This is a genomic window from Thermosynechococcus sp. TG215 (genome assembly GCF_031583455.1).
GTDB lineage: Bacteria > Cyanobacteriota > Cyanobacteriia > Thermosynechococcales > Thermosynechococcaceae > Thermosynechococcus.
The window spans coordinates 600,227-617,119 of sequence record NZ_CP134178.1; the positions used below are offsets into that span (position 1 = coordinate 600,227).

The 16,893-nt window shown below is 54.5% G+C and carries 15 protein-coding genes and 1 tRNA gene; 4 read left to right on the forward strand and 12 right to left on the reverse strand.

What is annotated here, in order from left to right; all coding sequences use genetic code 11:
• Nucleotides 1-73: 73 nt before the first annotated feature.
• A complete protein-coding gene (locus RHJ02_RS02735) occupies nt 74-1,021 on the forward strand; it encodes a bifunctional riboflavin kinase/FAD synthetase (protein WP_310800430.1) in 948 nt (315 codons plus the stop codon).
• Nucleotides 1,014-1,922 (forward strand): MoxR family ATPase, encoded by a 909-nt coding sequence (locus tag RHJ02_RS02740; protein ID WP_206200971.1) that lies wholly within the window; start codon nt 1,014-1,016, stop codon nt 1,920-1,922. Before RHJ02_RS02735 ends, RHJ02_RS02740 begins: the two co-directional genes overlap by 8 nt.
• Before the next feature lie 343 nt (nt 1,923-2,265).
• Here RHJ02_RS02740 and RHJ02_RS02745 read toward each other — a convergent pair.
• The 3 genes from RHJ02_RS02745 to serS form a co-directional block, all read right to left on the reverse strand.
• Nucleotides 2,266-2,337 (reverse strand) — tRNA-Asn (locus RHJ02_RS02745).
• Between the two features lie 48 nt (nt 2,338-2,385).
• On the reverse strand, nt 2,386-3,729 hold the full coding sequence (murF, locus tag RHJ02_RS02750; RefSeq protein ID WP_310800431.1) for a UDP-N-acetylmuramoyl-tripeptide--D-alanyl-D-alanine ligase: 1,344 nt from the start codon (nt 3,727-3,729) through the stop codon (nt 2,386-2,388).
• Complete coding sequence (serS, locus tag RHJ02_RS02755; RefSeq protein WP_310743341.1) at nt 3,726-5,018, reverse strand: serine--tRNA ligase; 1,293 nt, start codon at nt 5,016-5,018, stop codon at nt 3,726-3,728. The genes murF and serS overlap by 4 nt, the downstream gene beginning before the upstream one ends.
• A gap of 197 nt (nt 5,019-5,215) precedes the next feature.
• Between serS and apcD the strand changes: the two genes are divergently transcribed.
• Nucleotides 5,216-5,701, forward strand: a complete 486-nt coding sequence (gene apcD, locus RHJ02_RS02760; protein WP_190278062.1) for an allophycocyanin subunit alpha-B — start codon at nt 5,216-5,218, stop codon at nt 5,699-5,701.
• Nucleotides 5,702-6,953: 1,252 nt separating this feature from the next.
• On the opposite strand, the gene RHJ02_RS02770 is transcribed toward apcD, so the two are convergent.
• From RHJ02_RS02770 to RHJ02_RS02785, 4 genes are all read right to left on the reverse strand, one after another.
• Nucleotides 6,954-8,093, reverse strand: coding sequence for an AI-2E family transporter (locus RHJ02_RS02770; RefSeq protein ID WP_399379748.1), 1,140 nt, complete (start codon nt 8,091-8,093; stop codon nt 6,954-6,956).
• A gap of 84 nt (nt 8,094-8,177) precedes the next feature.
• A complete protein-coding gene (locus RHJ02_RS02775; protein WP_206200974.1) occupies nt 8,178-9,272 on the reverse strand; it encodes a metallophosphoesterase in 1,095 nt (364 codons plus the stop codon).
• A gap of 9 nt (nt 9,273-9,281) precedes the next feature.
• Entirely contained in the window at nt 9,282-10,838 is a 1,557-nt protein-coding gene (gene purH, locus RHJ02_RS02780) for a bifunctional phosphoribosylaminoimidazolecarboxamide formyltransferase/IMP cyclohydrolase (protein WP_206200975.1), read from the reverse strand.
• 45 nt (nt 10,839-10,883) lie between these two features.
• Nucleotides 10,884-11,918 (reverse strand): ribose-phosphate pyrophosphokinase, encoded by a 1,035-nt coding sequence (locus RHJ02_RS02785; protein WP_149820465.1) that lies wholly within the window; start codon nt 11,916-11,918, stop codon nt 10,884-10,886.
• A gap of 73 nt (nt 11,919-11,991) precedes the next feature.
• Between RHJ02_RS02785 and RHJ02_RS02790 the strand changes: the two genes are divergently transcribed.
• Nucleotides 11,992-12,888 carry a carbohydrate ABC transporter permease gene (locus RHJ02_RS02790; protein ID WP_206200976.1) on the forward strand — a complete coding sequence of 299 codons (897 nt, stop codon included), beginning with the start codon at nt 11,992-11,994 and terminating at the stop codon, nt 12,886-12,888.
• Here RHJ02_RS02790 and RHJ02_RS02795 read toward each other — a convergent pair.
• The 5 genes from RHJ02_RS02795 to RHJ02_RS02815 all read right to left on the reverse strand — a co-directional run bounded on the left by RHJ02_RS02795 (nt 12,885) and on the right by RHJ02_RS02815 (nt 16,742).
• Nucleotides 12,885-13,004 (reverse strand): photosystem II reaction center protein J, encoded by a 120-nt coding sequence (locus RHJ02_RS02795; RefSeq protein ID WP_099798822.1) that lies wholly within the window; start codon nt 13,002-13,004, stop codon nt 12,885-12,887. The genes RHJ02_RS02790 and RHJ02_RS02795 overlap by 4 nt on opposite strands.
• A gap of 43 nt (nt 13,005-13,047) precedes the next feature.
• Nucleotides 13,048-13,161 (reverse strand): photosystem II reaction center protein L, encoded by a 114-nt coding sequence (locus tag RHJ02_RS02800; RefSeq protein ID WP_149820459.1) that lies wholly within the window; start codon nt 13,159-13,161, stop codon nt 13,048-13,050.
• Between the two features lie 12 nt (nt 13,162-13,173).
• Nucleotides 13,174-13,311 (reverse strand): cytochrome b559 subunit beta, encoded by a 138-nt coding sequence (gene psbF, locus RHJ02_RS02805; protein WP_099798824.1) that lies wholly within the window; start codon nt 13,309-13,311, stop codon nt 13,174-13,176.
• A 7-nt stretch (nt 13,312-13,318) separates the two neighbouring features.
• Nucleotides 13,319-13,573 carry a cytochrome b559 subunit alpha gene (gene psbE / locus RHJ02_RS02810; protein WP_149820457.1) on the reverse strand — a complete coding sequence of 85 codons (255 nt, stop codon included), beginning with the start codon at nt 13,571-13,573 and terminating at the stop codon, nt 13,319-13,321.
• A 139-nt stretch (nt 13,574-13,712) separates the two neighbouring features.
• Entirely contained in the window at nt 13,713-16,742 is a 3,030-nt protein-coding gene (locus tag RHJ02_RS02815) for a CHASE2 domain-containing protein (RefSeq protein WP_310800433.1), read from the reverse strand.
• Nucleotides 16,743-16,893 lie beyond the last annotated feature (151 nt).

The window sequence follows — 16,893 nt, forward strand, 5'->3', positions numbered from 1 at the left end:
AGAGAAGTTCTTCTATGACGTGAATAGAAAATCTTAATGAAGGCTTTCCCGGACTATTGCTCCTTGGTTAAATGTGTCAAAATGTTTCCTGTGTCAATTTAACAGCGGCCTACCCTTGCAAACTCCTACGGCGATCGCCCTTGGCAATTTTGACGGTGTCCATCGCGGGCACCAGGAGGTTATCCGTACGCTTGTTGAAGCAGCGCCTCCCGACTGTTACCGATCAGTGATTACGTTTTCGCCCCATCCGCAGGCATTTTTTACGGGAGAAGAGCGCCTGCTGCTGACCCCAGAGGCGGAAAAACGTGCCCTTTTGAACCACTATGGCATTGAGCAGGTGATTGTCCTGCCCTTTACCCATGCTCTTGCCCAACTGTCGCCCTTGGAGTTTGTTGAGCAGATTTTGGTACAGCAGTTGCAGGCCAAGGTATTGAGTGTGGGTTTTAATTTTGGCTTTGGCCGTGGGCGATCGGGGACAGCGGCGGATTTGCGCACCCTCTGTGCTGCCTTTGGTATTCCAGTGCATATTGTGCCCCCCTATTGTCGGGGGAGCGATCGCGTCAGTAGCTCAGCAGTAAGGGCCGCCCTCGCCGAGGGAGATGTGGGCTTGGCACGGGAGCTTTTGGGACGCCCCTACCAATTGACCGGCACCGTGATTCAAGGGGAACAGTTGGGACGGCAGTTGGGATTTCCCACCGCCAATCTAGCCCTCCCCCCAGACAAATTATTGCCTCGCCACGGCGTTTATGCTTGCCGCGTTACGGGGGCAGCGTTCGCCACTGAGCAATTGGGGGTGGTGAATATTGGGATGCGACCGACGGTGACGGGTCGGCAAGTGACCACAGAGGTGCATCTATTCAACTGGCAGGGGAATCTTTACAATCAAGAGATCACACTTCATTTAGAGGCCTTTATTCGCCCAGAGGTACGGTTTCCCAGTTTGGCTGCCCTACAGGCGCAAATTGCTGCCGATTGCCAAGTAGCGGCTGATCTTCTTGAACGAGTGGTCTCCTATGCGTGAACCCCTACAGCGACTGATCAATAACCTTGGACAGGTCATGGTGGGCAAAAAAGCTGCCATTGAACTCATGCTAGTGGGGTTGCTGGCGGGGGGACACGTTTTGCTGGAGGATGTACCGGGGGTGGGAAAAACCCTCTTGGCCAAAGCCTTGGCGCGATCGCTGGCGGGTACCTTTCAGCGCATCCAAGCCACACCCGATCTCCTGCCCACGGATTTATCGGGCACCAATATCTGGAATCCCAAAACAGCGGAGTTTGAGTTTCGCCCAGGTCCTGTCTTCTGCAATATCCTGCTGGCGGATGAAATTAACCGCGCCACACCCCGCACCCAATCGGCACTCCTAGAGGTCATGGAGGAGTACCAAGTCACCATTGATGGCGTCACCTACCCCCTGCCCCAGCCCTTTTTTGTCATTGCCACCCAGAACCCCGTGGAATACCAAGGCACCTTTCCGCTGCCCGAAGCCCAGTTGGATCGCTTTGCCCTGTGTTTTAGCTTGGGCTACCCCACCGAGGAAGAGGAACTACAAATGCTGCAACGGGTGCAGGGGGGCTTAGATGTCAATCAACTGGAACCGTGCCTCAGCTTGGCGGAGATCCAACAGTTGCGGCAGCAGGTGCTACAGGTGCGGGTAGATTCAGTGTTGCAAAAGTACATTCTTGCCCTTGTGCGGGCGAGCCGCGAGAGCGATCGCATTACCTTGGGGGTGAGTCCTCGCGGTACCGTGATGCTCCAGCGCACAGCTCAGGCCTTGGCCTTTCTCAATGGCCGTGACTATGTCCTCCCCGATGATGTCAAGCAATTGGCGCCCCATGTTCTAGCTCATCGTCTGATTACAGCAGCAGGGCGCTCAGGGCGGGCCTGTGTGGCAGAATTGTTGGAAACGGTAGCCGTTCCCTAGGGAGAGTTGGCGCGACTGTTCTCTATGAACATTTCTGCGATCGCCAACCTGTCATTGTAGTGTTAAGTCTTTTTAACATCGCGATCGCCCTCGCAACCGTCGAAGGATTTAGGCATTGATGACAACGATACTCATGACACAAGCCCTCCAACGGCAGGGAGAAATTTGGCACAACATCCTCAGCAGTCAAAACCTTACGGTCATCTGGGAAAACCTTGATGCTGACATCCTTGCTGTGCTAGAGGGCATGGAGACGGCTGGCCTAGCGTTGCCCCAATTGCTGCTGTTAGATATGGGCATGATGGGCAGCGCCGCCGTCGCTATCGTGGCTCAAGTTATTAAACTCCCCAGGCTGGATTCGAACCAGCGACCAATCGGTTAACAGCCGACCGCTCTACCGCTGAGCTACTGAGGAATATTGACGATTTTTTAATGTAGCGTAGTTCACCGCTCTTGGCAAGTCTCAACCGGACTGAAGTTTTGGCCAGCGCTGCCGCAGTTCATTCACTACGCGATCCAAGGCAACGGCATGGGAGGCCTTAAAGAGGAGGCGATCGCCCGGCTGTAAATGCTGCAGCAAATAGGCCACCAATTCTTCATGGGAAGCAAATTGCTGACTGGGAACGCGCCCTGCCCCCCGCGCAAGAGCTGCTCCCTCATCGCCCTTATCGAGAATTAAAAGGCCATCGAGGTCTAATTGGGCAACCGTGGCTCCCACCTGCTCATGGAAGGCAACCGCAAAGTCCCCCAGTTCCCGCATGGGGCCAAGAACTGCCAGATGCCGCTGACCGGGGAGCGATCGCAACAGGTGCAAGGCGGCGACCATCGATTCCAGACCCGCGTTGTAGGTTTCATCCAGTAGCCAAATATCGGGTTCGAGGCGATAGCGACCGCCCCGACCACTGGGCAATTCTAACGTCAACTGTCGGGGCAGGCGATCGCTCTTTAAGTCCAAGGCTTGCAGCACCCCAAGGACAGCCAGAAAGTTCAAGGCATGGTGTGCCCCCGCAAGGGGAACGGTGTAGGTGCGTCCAGCCACGTGGAGGGTTTGGGGCGGTTGATAGATTCCCCGTAGGGTGCCCCCCTCAAGGCCATAGGTAATTGTGGGCCCTGACCAGACCTGCGCCGCTGTCGGCAAAAGTAGGGGACTATCGGCATTGAGCACGGCTGTTCCCCCTTGGGGCATTTCGGCAAGCAGTTCGCATTTGGCTTGGGCAATGGCTTCGCGGGAACCGAGGCGGCCAATATGGGCAGTACCCACATTGGTAATCACGGCAACATCCGGTTGGACAATCTGGCTCAAAAGGGCAATTTCACCGCGCGCCCGCATCCCCATTTCAATCACGGCAAATTGGTGGTGGGGTTCCAGTTGTAAAAGGGTTTTGGGCACGCCAATCTCGTTATTGAAGTTGGCTTCGGTTTTGAGGACGGCGCCATAGTGACTCAGAACAGCGGCAATCATTTCCTTGGTGGTGGTTTTGCCCACGGAGCCAGTGACGGCAATGACTTTGGCTGGACATTGCTGCCGCCACCACTGTCCCAAGCGTTGATAGGCACTCAGGGTATTGGCTACCTGAAGTTGCGGCAGAGCAGAAGACACCGGCACCTCGACAATTAGGGCGATCGCGCCGGCGGCGGCGGCCAGATCGACAAATTGATGGCCATCAAAGGTTTCCCCCCGCAGAGCAACAAAGAGATTGCCAGTTGCGATTTGGCGGGAGTCAGTGGAAATGCCTGTGATTGGCAGATCTGGATGAGTTGTATCTAACCCCAAAGCTTGGGCGATCGCCCCGAGAGTGGTGTTCACGATTTTGCCCCGCCAATGTGGCTACACTTCAAGTAAGGTTGCAGCACCGCTGGTACCCGCACCGTCCCATCGGGTTGTTGGTAGTTTTCGAGAATGGCTGCCATGGTTCGTCCAACGGCTAGGCCAGAGCCATTGAGGGTGTGGACAAACTGTGTCCCTTTTTGCTTGGCAGCTTTGAAGCGAATCTTGGCACGCCGCGCTTGGAAATCGCCAAAGTTCGAGCAACTGGAAATTTCGCGGTAACAGCCGGCAGCGGGCAGCCACACCTCTAAGTCGTAGCACTTCATGGCGCCAAAGCCCAAATCGCCAGTACACAGTTCAATCACTCGATAGGGCAACTTCAGGGCTTGGAGAATATACTCGGCATCGGCCACAAGGGCTTCATGTTCAGCGGCAGAGGTTTCCGGGTGAACAAACTTGACCAACTCCACTTTGTTGAATTGGTGTAGGCGAATCAGGCCACGTGTATCTTTGCCATAGCTCCCCGCTTCACGGCGAAAACAGGGGGTGTAGGCACAGTGGTAAATGGGCAATTGATCGGCAGCTAAAATTTCATCGCGGTAGAGATTCGTCACCGGCACTTCCGCTGTCGGAATCAGCCAGAGATCATCATCGGCACAGCGAAAACTTTCCTCGGCAAATTTGGGTAACTGCCCCGTTCCCGTCAGTGAGGCACTATTGACCAACAAGGGCGGCAAGACCTCCACATAGCCGCGATCGCGGTGCGTATCAAGCATGAATTGGATCAAGGCTCGCTCAAGGGCAGCCCCCATGCCCAAGAGGGTAACAAAGCGACTCTGCGCTACTTTCACCGATCGCTCCACATCCCAGAGTCCCAATTGAGTCGCAATGTCCCAGTGGGGCTGACAAGGCTGGCTCGGTTTATACTCCTCACCCCAGCGGCGTACCTCAACGTTTTCGGTTTCATCGCGGCCAATGGGGGTGGTCTCACTGGGGGGGTTGGGAATCGTTAGCAGCAGGCGTTCCAATTCTTCCTTAAGTTGCCGTTCTTGGGGTTCAAGATCACTGAGTTGCTGCTTGAGATCGTTGGCCTCGGCCTTGAGGGCTTGAATTTCGGGGTCAGTGGCGGCAACGCCGGACTTGATCTTTTTGCCGACGAGGGCACCAATTTCGTTACTGCGGGCTTGGAGGTGCGATCGCTGTTGTTCCAGCTGACGCTGCTGGGCATCCAATTCTAAAATGCGGTCAAGGTCAAAGTCACCGCCGCGCCGCCGCAGGCGATCGCCAAAGGCTTGGGGATTTTCTCGCAGTTGTTTGAGATCAATCACAGGTGAACGAAAACCAGTGCAAACCGCATTGATCCTATCACCAAGGGAGCAGATTGGCTCTAGGGGGCTGTCTTGCTGTGGTTTGCCATCGACACCGCTAAATTCCTCTATCAACCGTCGAGATTTTGATCAGGAGTGGCGTCAACAAGGGGTCGCCGTCCTCTAAAATGAGGGATGTATTAAGCGGTGTTAGCAATATGAGTGTCATTAGTCAGGTTCTTCTTAAAGCGGACGATGAATTGCGCTACCCCACCACGGGCGAACTCCAGACGATTAGTGACTTTTTCCAAACGGGTGAGCAACGCCTCCGCATTGCCACGACACTGGCCGAAAATGAGAAACGCATTGTTGAGCAAGCCAGCAAACAACTGTGGCAGAAGCGGCCTGACTTCATCTCACCGGGGGGCAATGCCTACGGCCAGAAACAGCGTGCCCTCTGTCTGCGTGACTATGGCTGGTACATGCGCCTGATTACCTATGGCATCCTCGCGGGTGACAAAGACCCCATTGAGCGCACGGGTATTATTGGGGTGCGGGAAATGTACAACTCCCTTGGTGTGCCAATGACAGGGATGGCAGAAGCCATTCGTTGCCTCAAGGACGCCTCCTTGGCACTGCTCAGCACTGAAGATGCTGAAGTGGCGGCACCCTACTTTGACTACATTATTCAAGAAATGTCTTAGGGAGACTGACGGCAGCCAATTTTGCATTCAAGGGGAACATAACCCATGACATCTCCCCTTGAAATTGTGGTTGTCAGCAATGGCCCCGGTGAACTGGCCACTTGGGTGTATCCCTTTGTAACAACGCTGCGGCAACAGGTCAGAGAGGGGCTGCGGGTTTCAGTGGTCATTGTTCCCTGTCCCCATGCCAGTGGTCAGGAGGCGGGGATTGCGCGCCGCTATGCGGGGGTGGATCGGGTGCTGCCCGCGGCAGAGTTCTGGCACCTCCTGCGCACAAAGACCACCCGTAGTAATTGGGATTGGTTTGCCCAAGGGGTTGTGGTCTTCTTGGGGGGCGATCAACTCTTTGCGGTGCTGTTGGCCAAGCGTCTGGGCTATCGCTGTGTGCTCTACTGTGAGTGGCAGGCACGCTGGCAAGGGTGGGTGGATGGCATTGGGTTGCGGCGTCCGCTCCCCGTGGGCAAAACAAGAGCTAAGGTGGCGGTGGTGGGGGATCTGATGACCGATGTGCAAGCCCTTGCCCTCGATTCCCTGCCTGATGTGCGCCAACAGTTAGGCGTTGCTGCAGATGCTCCCCTTGTGGGTCTGATGGTGGGTTCCAAGCCCAATAAGCTCAAGCTGGGGGTGCCCCTTTCGCTGGCGATCGCCGACCATTTAGCTGCTGCTCATCCCCCGATTCAGTGTGTGATTCCAGTGGCACCCACCCTGACGCTCAAGACCCTCAGTTGCTACGCCGATCCCCGCTTTAACCCCGAACTCAAGCACGTTGAGGGCACGACGGCGACACTCATCCAACCCAGTGAGGGGCTACCCTATCTGGAGACGCCGAGGGGTACGAAGGTCTATCTCTGGCAGCAGTTACCCAACTATCCCCTGCTGCGGCAGGTTGCCCTCTGTGTGACGACCGTTGGCGCCAATACCGCTGAACTGGCCGCCTTGAATGTGCCGATGATTGTTCTTTTGCCGGCCCAACAACTGCGGGTACAGCGGGCACACCCTTGGGATGGGTTAGCCGGGTTGCTGGTGGGCTTGCCAGAGATCGGGCGACAGTGGACGGCATTGGTGTTTTGGGCACTGGTGGCCAAGGGATTGGGCTGGCGGCGATTTTGGCAGTTGTGGCGATCGCCAGAGATGGATTGGGACTTAGTGAAACAGGGTCTCGGCTACAAGGCGTGGCCGAATATCTGGGCAGGCAGAGAAATTGTACCAGAACTGGTGGGTCCGATTGAGCCGGCGGTGGTTGCTGATCAGATTAAGTCTCTATTGAGCCATCCTCAGAAATTGCATCAGATGCGGCAGGATTTGCGGCAGCAGGTGGGGGCGGCGGGGGCAGCGGCAAAATTGGTGGATTTGACCCTGCAGGTGGCGGGCTGGGCTGCCAGCGATCGAGAATGTCCTTGAGCACAATTTCTGTAAACCAAATTTGACCCACAATCACCAGAGGCAGTGCCAGCAGTAAGCCCAGAAAGCCAAAGAAAATGGCAAAAATAATTTGTGAAACCAGCGTCACAGCGGGCAGTAGAGCCACCTGTTTGGCCATGACGACAGGCACCAGCAGGTATTGCTCCAACTGTTGAATCACAATGTAGGCAATGAGAACGGCCACCGCCCGCCACGGATTGTCAATAAAAGCAATGATCATCGGCGGAATCACACTCAGGGCAGGGCCAATATTGGGAATCGCCTCCAGCAAACCGGCTAGGAAAGCATTGGCCAAGACCAACCGCACCCCCAGTAGCGCAAGAGCAATGCCACTGACCACACCAATGACCAGCATATTCAAGCCTGTGCCCGCCAGCCATGCCAAGAGCGCCTGTTCACTTTCGGTGAGAATCGTGTCAATGCGAGACCGATAAAACGCTGGAAAGAGGCGAATGAATCCCCGACGGTAGGACTGAGGATCAATCACTAGCATCACCGTCAGCACCAAGACCAACAGCGTATTTAATAAGACTGCCAGTGTATTGGAAAAGAGGGCAAGGAAGTTATTAAAGATTTGCTCAAGGAATGGCTCTAACTGGGTAATCAGCCGATTAATGACAGGGGTATCATCAAAGCCGCTCCTTGGCAAAAGGTAAGCCATCTCATCCAGCCATGCTTCCACCCGTCCTAACCCCTTGGGAATCAATACACCCAGTTGCTGCGCTTCCTGCAAAAAGGGGGGAATGATCATCCAAAAGAAACCAAAGATGATCAGGAAAGTCAAGCTAATACTGATGGCGATCGCCCGGCCTCGTTGTAGTCCCCAGCTCTGGAGTCGCAATTGCAGCCAGTTGAGTGCCGTTGCCAAGACCACCGCCAAAAAGACCAAGAGTAACACTTGGCGAATTTCCCAGAGGATGTAGAGACACACCCCCAGTACCAGCAAGCCAATCCACTGACCAAACGTCACTACTTTGCGTCCAATTCGTGCCTCAACCCCCTATTAGAGCAGGTTTTGGGACTCTACCATCCCAACCAAAGGAATTGCGAGGTGCTAAATGACAAAGACCGTATTGTTGTCCCGCAGCTGGGGATACTCCGCTGGTGCTCTGTGGTTAAACTGGGCAAAGTAGGCGGCCAAGGGTTCGGGTAGGGTCGGTAGTGTGACTTGGGTATCTCCTTGGGCAATTTCTGGCCAGAGGGACGATAGGGCTTGGGCGAGGGGCTGGGCCTCAGTTTCCGATAAATTAAAGGGCGGTAAGGTGAGAAAGCGCACCATAAACCCCGCACCCCGCTGCAGCATCCATTGGCGGGAGAGATCACTCAAGGTGGGATAGGTCTTCAGAGATTCAATGCGGTAGGATTCCACATCCACTTGCCAGCCCCCTTGGGGATGTTGCTGCAAAATGAGCCGGCGATAGGGATGGGGATAGCTGACGAGGGAACCCGTCGTTAGATCAAACAGCCCCTGCTCATAGGCAATGTCTTGGACATGGAGATGTCCGGTTAAGACCAAGGCCACCCCCGCCGATCGCAGGAGGTTGAGGAGTTCCACCCGATTCTCCAAGAGGTAGCGCTGCCCCATTGGACTTTGGCTCTGTTGTGGCCAATGCTCAAGGACATTGTGGTGAATCATTACAAGGCGCAGTCCGGCAAAAGGTTTTGCCAATAGAGCCGCCAACCATGCCAGTTGTCCTTGATCGACTGCCCCCATCTGCTGACCTGTCGGGCTAAATTGGTTGGAATTCAGGGCAATCAGTTGTAGGTTGTCTGCAAGCAGGGTTTGATAGTAATGCTTGGCGCCCTTGCCATAGCCCGCATGGGGATACCACTGGGGAAAGTCAGCCCAACCAATACGCTTGTGATCTCCTAGCGGCAGAGGCACATCGTGATTCCCCGGAATCACATAGCAGGGAATGGGCAGGGTTTGCAGATAGCGACTGAGCCAGCGGTGGTTAACGACTTCGCCATCCCGTGTCAGGTCACCGGGCATCAACAAAGCATCAATACCCAGATCAAGAAGATGAGTGACGGCTGCTTCAAAAGCAGGAATACTCACTTCATAGAGAAAAATGGGGGGATGATCCGTCGGAATCGTCTCCGGCAGAGCAATGTGGGGATCACTGATAATACCGAGCCGCACCGCCATCGCTATTTCCTAGTGGCGGAAGTGTCGCCGGTTGGTAAAGACCATGGCAATTCCCGCTTCATTGGCTGCTTGGATAGACTCATTATCCCGCAAACTGCCCCCCGGTTGAATAATCGCCGCAATACCAGCAAGGGCAGCGGCTTGCACAGAATCGGCAAAGGGGAAAAAGCCATCACTGGCCAGTACAGCGCCGCGGGCAGCCTCACCGGCCTCCCTGAGGGCAATGTGTACAGCACCCACCCGATTCATTTGACCGGCGCCAATGCCGCGGGTTTGGCGATCGCGACTGACCACAATGGCATTGGACTTAACGTGTTTCACCACTTTCCAAGCAAAGATCAGTTCTGCCATCAACTCTGGACTGGGTGCGGTGGCGGTGACCACTTGCCACGCCTCTGGATCAATGGGGACGGGGTGAATATCTTGGACAAGAAAGCCGCCAGCAATGGTTTGAATCGCCGTCGTGGGAGCCGTCTGCAACTCAGGTAAGGTGAGAACCCGCATCTTGGGTTTGGTTTTCAGGATCGGTAGCGCTGCTTCCTCACAGGCGGGAGCCACCACACACTCTAAAAAGGTACGGGTGAAGGCTTCAGCGGTGGCCACATCCAAGGGGCGATTCAGGGCAACAATGCCGCCAAAGGCAGAAACACTGTCGGCTGCAAAGGCACGTTCGTAGGCTTCCACAAGGGTTTTGCCCTCAGCCACGCCACAGGGATTGGTGTGTTTAATAATGACGGCAGCGGGGGCACCCTCCCCTAAAAATTCACTGATCACTGCCCGTGCCGCTTCTAGATCTAGCAGGTTGTTGTAGCTAAGTTCTTTGCCCTGAAGCAGGTCGGCGGCTGCCCAACCACTGGGGTGTGCCCCACTGATGTACCAAGCAGCCCGTTGATGGGGATTTTCGCCATAGCGCAAGACTTGTTTTTGCTGCCCCGTCAGGTGGAAGACCGGCGGCAGAATTTCTGGTTCAGTACCAGGGGACGTGATTTCTTGGAGATACTCGGCGATCGCCTGATCGTAACTGGCCGTCAGCGCAAACGCCCGCTGGGCACAGGCAAGGCGAAAAGCAGGTTGAGCTTCCCCGTGTAATCGTAATTCCTGAAGGTAAGTTTCATACTGGCTGGGATCCACCAATACTGTCACATGGGCATGGTTTTTGGCAGCAGCGCGAATCAGCGTCGGCCCACCAATATCAATTTGCTCGATCGCCTCGGCAAGGGTCACGTTGGGCTGGGCAATTGTTTCGGCAAAGGGATAGAGATTGACAACCACCAGATCAATCGGATGAATCCCTTGGGCTTGCAGATCAGCCGCGTCTTCGGGGCGATCGCGCCGTGCCAAAATACCGCCGTGAATTTTGGGATGCAGGGTCTTGACCCGCCCACCAAGGATTTCCGGTGCCCCTGTGTACTCCGAGACCGTTGTCACGGGAATCCCCGCTGCCTGTAAGGTCTTTGCGGTGCCACCACTACTCAGGAGCGTAAAGCCAAACTCCTGCACCAAGGCCGTAGCCAACGCCACCAGTCCCTGCTTATTGCTGGTGCTGAGTAAGGCCATTCGCCCCATGCCTGCAATCCTCCTAGGCGACTAAGAACACCTATTTTAGCGGTTTTAGCGGAACATACTGCTCACAGAGCTATCTTCATGGATGCGCCAAATGGTTTCGCCGAGAATACTCGCCACCGACAGCACCGTGAGTTGGGGAAAGCGTTGCGTCTCCGGTACAGGAATCGTGTTGGTGACAATCACCTCTTCAAAATCCCCTCCTTGGAGTCGCTCGATCGCTGGCGGTGAAAAAACCGCATGGGTGGCACAGGCATAGACTTCCTTGGCACCTTCCCGCCGCAGTAACCGTGCTCCTTCTAAAATCGTGCCGGCTGTATCAATCATGTCATCCACGAGCACCGCTGTCTTGCCCTTAACATCCCCCACCACGTTCATCACTTCAGCCACATTGTGGGCTTGGCGTCGTTTATCAATAATGGCTAGGGGCGCATCATCAAGCTTATTGGCAAAGGCACGGGCACGAGCCACCCCACCCACGTCGGGGGACACCACCACAATATCCTCAAGATTTTTGCTGCGCAGGTAGTCAAGGAGCACGGGTGAACCATAGACATGATCCACGGGAATGTCAAAATAGCCTTGAATTTGCGCTGAGTGCAGATCCATGGCCAGAACGCGACTCGCTCCCGCTTGAGTAATCAGGTTGGCTACTAGTTTAGCGGTAATGGACTCGCGGCCAGCGGTCTTGCGATCGGCACGGGCATAGCCATAGTAGGGAATCACCGCAGTCACTTGGCGGGCTGAAGCGCGGCGGCAGGCATCCACCATGATCAGCAGTTCCATCAGGTGGTCATTGACGGGTCGGCAACAGGGCTGGATCAGATAGACATCACAACCGCGAATGGATTCTTGAATCTGCACATACAGCTCGCCATCAGCAAATCGCTTGCGCACCATTGGGCCGAGATCAATACCGAGGTAGCGGGCAATTTCCTGAGCAAGGGCAGTGTTGGCAGAACCCGAAAACAGCTTTAGACGACTATGATCAGAAATGTGAGAGGGGGTAGTCGTGGGCAATGGCGCAGTGTGAATCACAGCATCTCCCCAAGATGGCGTGCATTTTGATTTTGATCTTATCATTTCCAATTTTGGGAGCCACTACCCTAGGATTGAATTTATAGAAAGATGAATTTTGAGGTCATCACCTTTGCCAATGGCGCGATCGCAACTCCCACGATTGGGGGATGTTTTTTTGTCACCGATAGGAGTCGCTTGGTTATTCCTTTTACCTGCACTTTTGTTTCTGACAATTTTTGTTTTTTTGCCGATTTTGTACCTTGTCTATCTTAGTTTTACGACGGGGAGTTTTAGTCAAGAAGGGGTGCGTTGGGTTGGCCTGCAAAATTATCAGCAATTGCTCCTGAGTCCAGACTTTTGGCAGGTGATTGGCAATACCGTTTATTTCACAGGGGCAACGGTGCTCCCCACGATTGTGCTGCCCTTACTCTTGGCGGTGGGTCTCAACCAAGGGATCAGGGGACGGGATCTGCTGCGCACGGCCTACTTTTTGCCAACAATGACCTCGATTGTGGCGGTGGGTTTAGGGTTTCGTTGGCTGTTTCAAACCGATGGCCCGGTGAATCAACTGGTGCAAACCTTAGGGGGACAACCGATTGCTTGGCTGAGTGATCCCGCTTGGGCAATGCCAGTGCTAATTTTGCTCAGTAGCTGGAAGCAGTTGGGGTTTAATTTAGTGGTCTTTTTGGCGGGGTTGCAAACCATTCCTCGCGATCGCTATGAAGCGGCACTTCTCGATGGTGCCAATGCTTGGCAACAGTTTCGCTACATTACGCTGCCGGGGTTGCGACCCACCTTAATTTTGGTGTTTGTCACAACAACGATTTTCACATTGCGCAGTTTTGAACAGGTCTATGTGGTGACCGGTGGCGGCCCCTTAGATACAACAAACCTGCTGGTATTTTATATTTACCAACAGGCGTTTGCGTTATTTGACTTTGGCTATGCCGCTGCCGCAGCAACGGTTCTTTTGGGAGTCACCCTAGGACTGATCTGGCTACAATTGCGTACGCGCCAAGACCCCAATCGTTAGAGAGAGGAGCCAAGACCAGCGTAAGCACCGTAGAAGAACAGCCCGACAATCACAATGACCCCCATGCCAGCCACCGTGGCCACAACCCACAGGGGAATGCGTCCGCCTTCAGACAACATGATCAATTCCTCCTAAGCAGATTCAGTTATAGAGAAGAATTTAGTTAAAGAAGTAGCTTGAAAAGAGCAACGCAAGGACGAAGATCAGCAACAACCCTAGGTACAGGGATGTGCGATTCAGTTCGACCGGCTGACGATTGGGATTCGGTTCCATGGCTGCACCTTCCTAACGTTGGATAAACTGCATAGCCGCGATCGCCCCGAGGAAGAAAATCGTGGGCACAGCAAGCGTGTGAACGGCCAACCAGCGGACCGTAAAAATCGGGTAAGAAACGGGTTCTTGATTGGGGGTATTACTGGTCATGGCAATCCTACTTCACCTGTTCTAAGAAGGTTTCAACTTGTTGTTTAGCTTGAAAGCGATCGGTCACCAGAGGAATCGACCGCTGTTCCTGAGCATAGTAGCTATCGGGGCGTGGTGTGCCAAACACATCATAGGCCAAACCGGTGCTGACAAAGAGCCAGCCAGCAATGAACAACGCCGGAATGGTGATGCTATGAATCACCCAATAACGGACACTGGTAATAATGTCGGAAAATGGTCGTTCTCCTGTCGTTCCAGCCACGTTGCGATGCCTCCAAAGTGTCTAATGTTAAAAAAAGGAAACGGTACTATCTATCATACAGCCTTTTTTCACAACGATTGAGCCGCATAAATAAGAACTGCAAGCCCCCTCTACAGCGCTAAAACTTGGGTCTATAGGCCTAAAGTCCAGCCTTGGCCAAATCGGTGAGCACCTCTGCAGCACTCTGGTAGCGATCGCGAAAGTTATACTTGATCATTTTATTGATAATGGCAACAAACTGCGGCGAAAGATGCCGTCCCGGCTGCCAAATCATATCACCCGTGTTGCGATCAGAGGGCAAATCCATCGGGGCGAGTCCCGTCAGACCTTCAACAATAACCATACCCAAAGAGTAAATATCACTGGCAATCACCGGTCGTCCTGCCATTTGCTCGCTAGGGGCATACCCACGGGTACCAATGGAGATCGTATATTTGCCGTGCTGGAGCAACTCCTCGGGCTGGACATGGCGTACCGCCCCAAAGTCAATCAAAAACAGTTGTTGATCACTGCGGCGGCGCATGATATTGGCAGGCTTAATGTCGCGATGCACCACCCCAAACTGATGCACATACTGCAAAATTTCCAGAATGCTCTTGAGAATGGTGAGGGCTTCGGCTTGGGAGAGGGTAATTTTCTTTTCAAACTCCTCCTTGAGGGATTCCCCATCCACATACTCTTGGGTGAGATAGAAATATCCCCCCTCTTCAAAGTAAGCCAGTAATCGAGGGATACGCTCATGTTGACCCAATTGGGCTAAGGTTTCTGCTTCCCGCTGAAAGAGGCGACGGGCAATGGCCAAAAAACGTTCATCCTTACGGGAGGGCACCAACTGCTTGACCACGCAGATCGGATGATCTGGCAGATGTAAATCCGCAGCCAAGAACGTGCGCCCAAATCCCCCTTCGCCGAGTTGACTGAGGACACGGTAGCGTCCCCCCACAGTTTGTGGTAAGGGTTCACTGGGTTCTTCGCTGATGTCAGAAATGACGGTGGTTTTGGGTTGGGTGCCGCTCGGTGTTTGCGTCTCTGTCGTTGGGGGGGGCGGCGAGGGGACTGTCGTGGTGGGAATCACCTCTGGCCGCTGGGTGGGATCCACAGGCGCCGCGGTTAAGGGGTCAGGGTTGGATGGCTGGGTTGCTGGTAGGTCTCCCTTGGGGGTGGCTGGGATTGACAATTGGGTTTCGGGCAAATCTGCGCTGGTTGTAAATTGGGTGGGTGGAGTTGAGGTGATGTCCGGTGCCGTCTTAGGAATGGATAGTTGCGTTTCAGGCAAGTCCACACTGGTTGCAAATTGGGTTGAGGGCGTCGAGGTCAGTTCTGGGGTCGTTAGTGGCTCAGGTAGGGTGAGTTGCGTTTCGGGTAAATCAACAGTAGGGATGCTAGGGGTCTCTGGCATCGTTGTTAAGGCTTCGGGAACCGTCAGTTGGGTTTCTGGTAAATCAGGGCGCAGTGTCGAGGGGATCTCTGAGGGAACTGTTGGCTGCGGGGTAGGAACCACCCTCTGGGTTTCAGGAAGATCAATATGGGTAGGTTCAGGAGCAGTTGTGGGAGTTTCTGGCAATTCGGTGGCGGCAGTGGCAGCATCCTCAGGGTGAACCACTAAGAAGGTTTCCCGCTCAGTGATGGATTGTGGTGGTGTCTCGCGGATCTCTGTGGGGGGAATTTGATCAACGACGGAGGTGAGGAGGGTAGGTGCGGTGTGGGGTTGATCTCTAGGGGGTGGGGTAGGTTCGATGGGGGTAAAGGAAATTGCTGTTTCCGGTTGCAGCACCGTTGCATTGGCATCCGTCTCTAGGCGAGAGACTTCTGTTGGCGAGGTTTCGGGGATTTCCAGAATGGGGGCTGATTCAGGTGTGGTTGATTGACTGATGCCTTCAGTCATGAACTCCAAGGGAGTTGCTGAGCAGCCACCGGGAACAGCCGTCGGTGTAGAGGGGGTAGGGGTGGATTCTGCAGGACTGAAGGCACGATAGCCCAGCATCAAAACCGCCGCACTGCCAAAGCCAACCAGAGGTGCCACCAGCGGAATCCAACTCCCCTGTAAAAAGAGGAGGAATGTCAGGCCACTGAGACCCAGTCCCCCAGCAACCAGCAGCGGCACAATCACCCAGCGCTGTCCCTTGGCGATGATCAGGGCACCAAGGCCAGACCAAGCCAGAATCCAAAGGGCGATCGCCCCCTGCGGCCATGTACCCATAGGAGAACGGTTATCGAGAGCCGCTGCTAGCAAATCTTCAAGGATCGCTGCTTGAACCACAACACCGGGGGTCAGGCGGTTGGTTTGCCCCGGCAGTGTCATTGGAATCAAAAACTTATCGTTACTACTACTGCCAGTGAGGCCAATGAGGACGGCGCGATCGCGCACCTTAGAGGGCAAGACTTGCCCCTTGAGCACCTCGCTCAGGGTCACGGTTTCATAGGGCTGGGTTGGGCGGGCGTAGTTGATCAGGATTTGAAACCCGGCTGCATCTAAGTGGCTGTAGCCTCCCCAGTTACTGGTTAAGGCTTGAAAGCGTGCTGTTCCCAAGTCAAGGCGGTTCTGAGTCACTGCTTGGGGATTCACCCCTAAAAAAAGACGCGCCAACGCTAAAGCGAAGGATTGAGGGGTAGAGCAGCGATCGCTGGCTTCGGGTTGAGTTGCCAAAATCGCCCGCCGCACCACACCATCCTCATCAATGGGAATGTCTGCAAATCCCACCTGATCATTGAGCAGTCCAGCGGGTGGGGCAATTCCGGGATCTGTTTCGCCCCCCACTTTACAGACAATAACGGTGTTGGGCTGGGTCATCATCACCCGTCCGAGGGAGGGCAGCACATCGCTTGGCAGCTTGAAGCGATCGGGCACCGGAAAATCGCGAAAAATGTCAATGCCAATGACCTTGGGTTGGTGCTCCTGCAATTCATTGACAGCTTGAATGAGCACCTCGTCGGGAATGGGGTACTGCTTGAGGGTTTGAATATCAGCCTCGGTAATTTCAACAATCAGCAGTCGCTGGGACGTGGCCGGTGTCGATCGCCAGCGCAGCCATTGGTCATAGGCTCTTAATTCCAACGGTTCCAGCAGGCCCCCCACTCGCAGCGCAAGGACACCCACCGTGGCGATCGCCGTGGCAATGGCCGCCGGTAGAGCGCGTTTAAGATAATCAGGGATGGAGACAGGGGTCATGGCACAATCTGCGGTTGTTCCACTGACGCTGAAGGATTCTAGAAGGATTCTAAAAGGAGTTTCGCTTCTATCCTGACCTACACCACGGGCGATCGGCAAATTTACGAGGACAACTTTTAACATCCTGCCCACGCTAGAGGGCAACATGATC

What these genes read in the sequence shown, in the direction of transcription:
- RHJ02_RS02800 (WP_149820459.1), bottom strand. Translation starts at nt 13,161, where the DNA reads ATGGAACCGAATCCCAATCGTCAGCCGGTCGAACTGAATCGCACATCC.
- RHJ02_RS02790 (WP_206200976.1), top strand. Translation starts at nt 11,992, where the DNA reads ATGGCGCGATCGCAACTCCCACGATTGGGGGATGTTTTTTTGTCACCG.
- purH (WP_206200975.1), bottom strand. Translation starts at nt 10,838, where the DNA reads ATGGGGCGAATGGCCTTACTCAGCACCAGCAATAAGCAGGGACTGGTG.
- psbF (WP_099798824.1), bottom strand. Translation starts at nt 13,311, where the DNA reads ATGACCAGTAATACCCCCAATCAAGAACCCGTTTCTTACCCGATTTTT.
- RHJ02_RS02785 (WP_149820465.1), bottom strand. Translation starts at nt 11,918, where the DNA reads ATGATAAGATCAAAATCAAAATGCACGCCATCTTGGGGAGATGCTGTG.
- apcD (WP_190278062.1), top strand. Translation starts at nt 5,216, where the DNA reads ATGAGTGTCATTAGTCAGGTTCTTCTTAAAGCGGACGATGAATTGCGC.
- RHJ02_RS02815 (WP_310800433.1), bottom strand. Translation starts at nt 16,742, where the DNA reads ATGACCCCTGTCTCCATCCCTGATTATCTTAAACGCGCTCTACCGGCG.
- RHJ02_RS02775 (WP_206200974.1), bottom strand. Translation starts at nt 9,272, where the DNA reads ATGGCGGTGCGGCTCGGTATTATCAGTGATCCCCACATTGCTCTGCCG.
- RHJ02_RS02740 (WP_206200971.1), top strand. Translation starts at nt 1,014, where the DNA reads ATGCGTGAACCCCTACAGCGACTGATCAATAACCTTGGACAGGTCATG.